At 38.5% G+C, this 6887-nt stretch carries 8 protein-coding genes; 2 read left to right on the forward strand and 6 right to left on the reverse strand.

Annotation, left to right across the window (positions count from 1 at the left end):
* Positions 1-28: 28 nt before the first annotated feature.
* The 6 genes from ILA26_RS02340 to ILA26_RS02365 form a co-directional block, all read right to left on the reverse strand.
* Positions 29-943 (reverse strand): DNA glycosylase, encoded by a 915-nt coding sequence (locus tag ILA26_RS02340; protein WP_292893676.1) that lies wholly within the window; start codon positions 941-943, stop codon positions 29-31.
* Positions 940-1764 carry an imidazole glycerol phosphate synthase subunit HisF gene (gene hisF, locus ILA26_RS02345; RefSeq protein ID WP_292893678.1) on the reverse strand — a complete coding sequence of 275 codons (825 nt, stop codon included), beginning with the start codon at positions 1762-1764 and terminating at the stop codon, positions 940-942. The genes ILA26_RS02340 and hisF overlap by 4 nt, the downstream gene beginning before the upstream one ends.
* Positions 1765-1815: 51 nt before the next feature.
* Positions 1816-1977 carry a preprotein translocase subunit Sec61beta gene (locus ILA26_RS02350; protein WP_292893680.1) on the reverse strand — a complete coding sequence of 54 codons (162 nt, stop codon included), beginning with the start codon at positions 1975-1977 and terminating at the stop codon, positions 1816-1818.
* Between the two features lie 72 nt (positions 1978-2049).
* Entirely contained in the window at positions 2050-2517 is a 468-nt protein-coding gene (gene moaC / locus ILA26_RS02355) for a cyclic pyranopterin monophosphate synthase MoaC (protein WP_292893681.1), read from the reverse strand.
* Between the two features lie 4 nt (positions 2518-2521).
* Positions 2522-3727, reverse strand: coding sequence for a tRNA pseudouridine(54/55) synthase Pus10 (locus ILA26_RS02360; protein ID WP_292893683.1), 1206 nt, complete (start codon positions 3725-3727; stop codon positions 2522-2524).
* Between the two features lies 1 nt (position 3728).
* Positions 3729-5078 carry a signal recognition particle protein Srp54 gene (locus ILA26_RS02365; protein ID WP_292893691.1) on the reverse strand — a complete coding sequence of 450 codons (1350 nt, stop codon included), beginning with the start codon at positions 5076-5078 and terminating at the stop codon, positions 3729-3731.
* An 80-nt stretch (positions 5079-5158) separates the two neighbouring features.
* On the opposite strand from ILA26_RS02365, the gene hpt reads away from it, so the two are divergent.
* A complete protein-coding gene (gene hpt, locus ILA26_RS02370) occupies positions 5159-5728 on the forward strand; it encodes a hypoxanthine/guanine phosphoribosyltransferase (RefSeq protein WP_292893685.1) in 570 nt (189 codons plus the stop codon).
* A 1-nt stretch (position 5729) separates the two neighbouring features.
* Positions 5730-6734: a diphthamide biosynthesis enzyme Dph2 gene (gene dph2, locus ILA26_RS02375; RefSeq protein WP_292893687.1), complete on the forward strand. Its 1005-nt coding sequence runs from the start codon at positions 5730-5732 to the stop codon at positions 6732-6734.
* Positions 6735-6887 lie beyond the last annotated feature (153 nt).

Here is a 6887-nt window from a genome sequence, read left to right on the forward strand (position 1 = left end):
CATAAGTGATTTTCTAAAAAAAGTAGATTTATTTGAGTTTGCTCATCAAACCTGATTTTCTGGCATAATGGAACATGTACAGCTGAACATATCCAGCATTTTCACCGAACTCCTCCATTCCAAACTCACGGACTTTGGCAACACTAATATCCTTTCCGTCAAAGTACAAGTGTGAAACTATGCGTTTTATCCATACATCAGATGGAAAAGCCTCTCTGAAGTTAAATCCATAGAGTAATATGCAGTCAGCCACCTTCGGACCCACGCCAGGAACCTTAAGAATGGTTTCAAATGCCTCATCATAACTCATTTTGAAAATTTCCTGAAGATTCATTTCATCTGTAAATAGCTCACTTGCCTTTCTCATGTAGGGCGCTCTATATCCTACGCCACAACTTTTAAGATTATTTGTGCACATTGAAATATCTTGAATATTTGACAAATCTAATTCATCTTCCTCATCCAAGTACACATTTACTAAGTCGCTACTTTTAGGAAAAGCATAGTAATTCCCATATTGATTTCCCCAATTCTGTTTCATGTGTGAAATAGATTTGGTCCACCTTTTGATGGAGTTGTTTGCAGAACAAATTGAGGATATAACGCACTCAAAAGGATCTGGAGCTAAAAAAAGTCTTAAACCATTGCAGAATTTTGACATTTCCTCAAGTTCTGCATGATTGTCAAGATATTTATAGAATTTATCCAAATCAAAGCCCAAGTCAAAAATGTAATTGAGCTTGTCAACAGCCTGTCTGTCTGAAATGTCACCGGAATAATCAAAATCCAAAAATTCTCCAGATTGTTTGACATTGAAAATCACAGGTTTGCCATCAATATCAACTACATTAGAAAAAGTACCCTCAGCTTCACACCATGGAGGCTGTGAAGTCTGGCCCGATAACTGAGTCAATTCCAAGTCAATAGGTTTTTCAATAATCATAAGCGAACAGCCACATTATTTTCATTAAGGTATTCCTTTACTGTACCTATTGAATACTGGTTAAAATGAAATATGCTTGCCGCAAGAGCCGCTGAAACGTCAGTCTTTTCAAACACTTCCAGGATATGCTTTGGCTCACCAACACCGCCACTTGCAATAACCGGAATGTCAACCGCATCATTGATTGCCTTATTCAATTCAATGTCATATCCGTTTTGGGTTCCGTCCCCATCCATACTGGTCAACAATACCTCACCGGCTCCCCGTTCCTGACATTCGACTGCCCATTGGATAGCATCTATTCCTGTAAACTCACGACCGCCGTAAATGCTTGTGTCAAACCAGCAATAGCCTTTATCGGTTTCTATGACAGTTTTGTCTTTCGCATCATCAGGATGGTCAACATATCTTCTTTTGGCATCAATTCCAATGACCACAGCCTGAGAACCAACAACCTTTGAAGCTTCTGTGAGAAGTTCCGGATTCTTAATTGCTGCAGTGTTTGTTGAACACTTGTCCGCTCCTGCCTTGAGCATCTTGATGTAATCGTCAACTTTTCTTATTCCTCCGCCCACGCAAATCGGCATGAAAACGTTTTCAGTCAATCGGTCAATAACGTCAGCCATGGTTGCACGGCGCTCATGTGATGCAGTGATGTCCAAAACAACTACTTCATCCGCTCCCTCTTCATAATAGCGTGTTGCAAGATCAACCGGGTTGCCTGCATATTTGATTTCCTTGAATTCAACCCCTTTAACGACACGACCTTCTGGAACCTGTAAATCACAATCTAGACAAGGAATAATTCTTTTGGTTAACATGATAATCAAAGTTTATAAAAAAAGTAGTAAATTTTTGTTTAAGAAATATTCTTAAGCAGAATATCTTAAAACAAAACATAAAATTGCTAAAATAATAACTGCAACAATAACATGCTCAGGTGAAAGTTTTGGACCTAAACTTTCTTCATCAAAGTATCTTACTAAACCCGCACCAGTTTGAGGCATGGAAATTTTGTTATCTTTTTTTGCCATAAATATTCTCCCATAAAATTTAATTCATAAAAAATAATTGAATATAATTATTTTTTTCATCATATATAAAGTTTAAATTTTCTCCTTCTTGATGACTTTAATGTCACTTATCCTAGTATCAGGATATTGTCCATCCTCATCTTTTTCAACAGCCTTTACCATATCCCATATTGTAAGCAAAGCAACGCTGACCCCGGTGATAGCCTCCATCTCCACACCAGTTTTACCCAATGTATTAACGGCACAACGTGCAATGATTTCATCCTTTTTCACCTCAAAGTCAAGCTCGATACCTGTCAACGCCAAAGGATGGCACAAAGGTATTATTGAAGAAGTGTTTTTAACGGCTTGAATTCCAGCGATTTGAGCAGTGGTCAATACATTTCCCTTTTTGATTTCCTCATTTTGAATCAAATCAATTGTATGCTTATCTAAAAATATGCTTCCACTTGCAATTGCCCTTCTTTTTTGGTCAGGTTTCCCCCCGACTTCAACCATGTGTACTCCGCTGTCTGTTAAATGTGTAAATTCATCTGCCATGTTATCACTTCTCGCTTACTTCCAATACGTCCAACTGTGCGCAAACTGCATTAACGCCCAGTATCTCTGAAACGTTAGGCTGGCTTCTTCCCTCATCACCTGAAATCAGTTCTTTGATGTAGAGTCCGCCCTCTGTCTTGATTTTCATGCTGAATGTCTTATCATTTATTATCTCATATGATAAGTCAAGCACATGTTTTACACGAACCATATCTGTTCGTCTTCTTAAAACCCTTAATGGAGTTTGCTGATTGATTTCACCTAACTCCAGCAAGCCTTTAAGTTTATCTTCATCATATGCTTCATCGCATTCCACGATTGCATTGTAAATTTTATAAGCATCAGGAGAGGATTGCTTGATTTCAGCCTTTCTTGGCCTTTCACATAAATGCAGGTTGTGATATGAGGTCTTTCCCTCATTGATCTTATTGATTTCAGCTTCCAATTTAGGCAAGTCCAGGTTTCTGATTTTTGGCTCTTTTATCTCAAGGACAAATGGCCTTCCTGAGCCTAGCATCAATACGTCTATGTCCTCTCTTCCAGCTCCATGGAATTTTGCTTCCCGTCCTTTGGTTAACTTTAAAAAATGCTCGGATATTAACTCTTCAACGGACTCCGGATATTGTTTTCCAGTGAAATTACATTCCTCACAACCTCTTCCCTTACATTTGCTGCATGGCCATTTAGTTTGAGGAATTCCACGTTTAAGCTTGTTGTATTTTCCTTCAATGTATAATGGATTGATTTGAATGTTTACTTTTGGCTCAGAAATTAGGTCAATGTTAAAAACAATGTCCTGCCTTTCAAATTCCGCATCCTTGTCGTAACGCTCCCAAATTCCAAGACCTATTAGACGGTTGACTTCCTTTTTAAGGGTTTCAACATTCAAATTGAACTTTTCTGACAGTTCATCGTCACGGTTTCTGATATCCTTTGGAATCTGTGACCCGACTAAAAAAGTATCGAATTCAACACCCAATTGGTTGATTTTAGCGTCAATCTTTTCATACAAATCGTCATCCAACTTGTTGAAGATGTTATCACAGATTACACAGTCAACATCGTCCAGATTGATATCCAATTCATCGCAGACCTTGTCTGCCCTTTCTATATTGTTGGTGCCTTCTATTGTTTTGGATAGCTTACGTCCAAGGCAATGCTTGCAGATCTTGCCATCAGTTTCATTTAAAATATCTTTTGCTAGTTTCATATTATCTATTCATGAATTGTCCCATCATACGGTTCATTGCACCGCTTCCAAGACGACCACCACGTTTTCCAAGTCCTTTCATGGTCTTTCTGGTGTTATTATAATATTTTAACAATTCCTTAACTTCACTTTCATCAACACCAGAACCCCGTGCGATTCTCTGAACCCTGGATTGCTTGATTATTTTAGGATTGAGCATCTCCTCTTCGGTCATTGAGGACATCATGATTTTGTATGAGTCAATCTTGTCCTCTGTCATTTTTGACGCTTCCTTGGTAATCTTGTTACCCATTCCAGGAATCATGTTGAGAACCTGCTGCATCGGACCCATACTGTTCATCATCTCAAACTGGTTTTTCATGTCCATCAATGTGAACTTACCGGACATCATGTTTTTCATTGTCTTTTCGGCAACATCCTCATCGATGTTTTCCTCAGCCTTTTCGATAAGGGACTTGATGTCTCCCATACCCAATAGCCTTGAGATGAATCTTTCAGGGTCGAACAGTTCGAAGTCATCCACCCTTTCACCAGTACCGATGAACTTGATTGGAGCACCGGTTTCAGCCACAGCAGACATTGCGCCCCCACCTTTTGCAGAACCGTCCAATTTGGTAATGATGATTGAACCGATATCGGTTGCCTGTGAGAATGCCCTTGCCTGTTCACCAGCTTGCTGACCGATGGTACCGTCAATTACAAGAATAGCCTCATTCGGATTGATGATGTTATCCAATTCATCCATCTCAGCAATCAGGTCAGCCTCTTCCTTGTGCCTTCCTGCAGTATCGAAAATGATGACCTTACGGTTTTTAAACTCTTGCAAACCTTTTTGCGCTAAGTCCAAAGCATCCTTGTTGTTAGGATCACCATATAGCGGAACGTCCATCTCTTCAGTCAATTGCCTTAACTGTTCGTATGCTGCAGGCCTCCATGTGTCTGTACATACGACAGCAGGGTTGAAACCTTTTTTCTGCAGGTATCTGCACAACTTACCGATGGTTGTGGTCTTACCTGAACCTTGAAGACCCAAGAACAGAATCTTATATGGCCTGTCGTTGATGTCAAGGCCAGCAGCTTCACTGCCCAAAAGGTTGACCATCTCTTCATAGATAATTGTTATAACATGCTCTCTTGGAGTTATACCTTTAGGAGGTTCCTCTTCAAGAGCACGGCTTTCAATTTTTTTTGATAAATCTAAAACTAATTTAATATTAACGTCAGATTGAATTAAAGCACGTTGTATGTCCTTTACAACCTCTTTAATGGTTTTTTTATCAATAACTGACATTCCCACTAATTTTTTCATGGTATTAGTAAGATTTTCTCCTAAATTTCCGAGCATAATAATCACTTGTAATAATAATTTATAAATTATATTAAAATATATTTATATTTATTAAGTGTTTAATAATTTTTTGTGTGAGAGATATGTTAGAAGAAGTAATTAAATCATTAGAAGCGTCCCCAATTGTTAAGAAAGGCGAATACAATTATTTTGTAAATCCTATAAGTGACGGTGTTCCTGCAATGGACCCTATAATGCTTAGGGAATTGGCATTAGCTGTTCACAAGCATGCAGATTTAAACATTGACAAGATTGTTGCTGTTGAAGCTATGGGAATTCACCTCGCAACCGCACTCTCCCTTGCAACAGACATTCCATTTGTCGTAATCCGTAAAAGACAATACGGATTGCCTGGTGAAACCGAAGTTTATCAAAAGACCGGTTACGGCTCATCAAACCTTTACGTGAACGACCTCCACGAAGGTGAAAAGATTTTGCTAATTGACGACGTTGTAAGTACCGGAGGAACATTGGTTGCTTTAATCAAAACATTGGAAGACATGGGATTGGAATTGAAATCCGTGGTTGCAATTATCGACAAGGGCGAAGGTAAAGAAATCGTTAAGAAGGAAACTGGTGTCGACGTCTTATCCATCGTTAAACTTGATGTAATTGACGGCAAGGTAGTTATCGAAAGCACAATTGAAGATTAAAATGTCAATGTATGATATGGATTTAGATAAAGTAATCCGTAAAATCAACTCTCTTGATGCACAAACAGTAGGATTACAGTTTCCAGAAGGTTTGAAAGTCCAAGCAACAAAAATAGCTCGCGCAATCGAAGATGAAACCGATGCAGTTGTAATAATATCAGGAGATCCTTGTTTTGGAGCATGTGACGTTAGCGATTGGAAAATGAAAGGGTCAGTGGATTTGATTATACACTACGGCCACACCCCCCTTCCTTTAAAGTATGAAACACCAACACTGTTCATTGAGGCATACTCAAATATCGACATAAAAAAGGACCTTGAAAAAAGCCTAGAATACCTAAAGGATTACTCAAGAATTGGTCTTGTAACAACAACTCAACACTTACACTTATTAAATGAGACAAAGGATTTTCTAGAAGACAATGGAAAGGAAGTGATACTGGGCTCTTCTCCATCAACACGTAAGGGACAGGTATTGGGATGCAATTTCTCATCAATTAAGGACTTGGAGGTTGATGTGACCCTGTTCATTGGAAGCGGAAACTTCCACCCACTTGGAATCAAGTTATTTACAAAAACACCGGTTTTAGCACTGGATCCCTACAACTCAGAAATCAGAAGCATGGACGAGTTTGCAGACAGGATTTTAAGAATCCGGTTTGCAAGAATAACCAAGGCACGTTCAGCCAAGAAATGGGGAATCCTTGTATCTTCAAAAGAAGGCCAGTACCGTATGGCATTAGCTAAAGAGACTAAAAAGATTCTCAAAGAACATGGAATGGAATCATACATCATTCTTGTTGACAATGTGACACCCGATGCACTGCTTCCATATATGGAGCTGGACGCATTTGTTGTCAGCGCCTGCCCAAGAATTGCAATTGACGATTCTCAAATGTATAAAAAACCATTATTAACACCACAGGAATTGGAAATTGTATTAAACAAACGTGAATGGGAAAATTACCAATTAGATGAAATCCTATTCCATGAGCGTTACCAATAGGCATCAAATCCATCACCAAAATTTAAAAAAACAACGTCTCTTTCAAAAACTTGTGTGATTTGAATTTTCACTAGTTTTTGAGTCTCGAAATTTTTTCGTTCTATTTTTTCTTTATTTTTAATTTAAAAGCAGTAAAATTAATATATAAGGTGG

The organism is Methanobrevibacter sp. (genome assembly GCF_017940815.1).
In the GTDB taxonomy this organism is placed as follows: domain Archaea; phylum Methanobacteriota; class Methanobacteria; order Methanobacteriales; family Methanobacteriaceae; genus Methanocatella.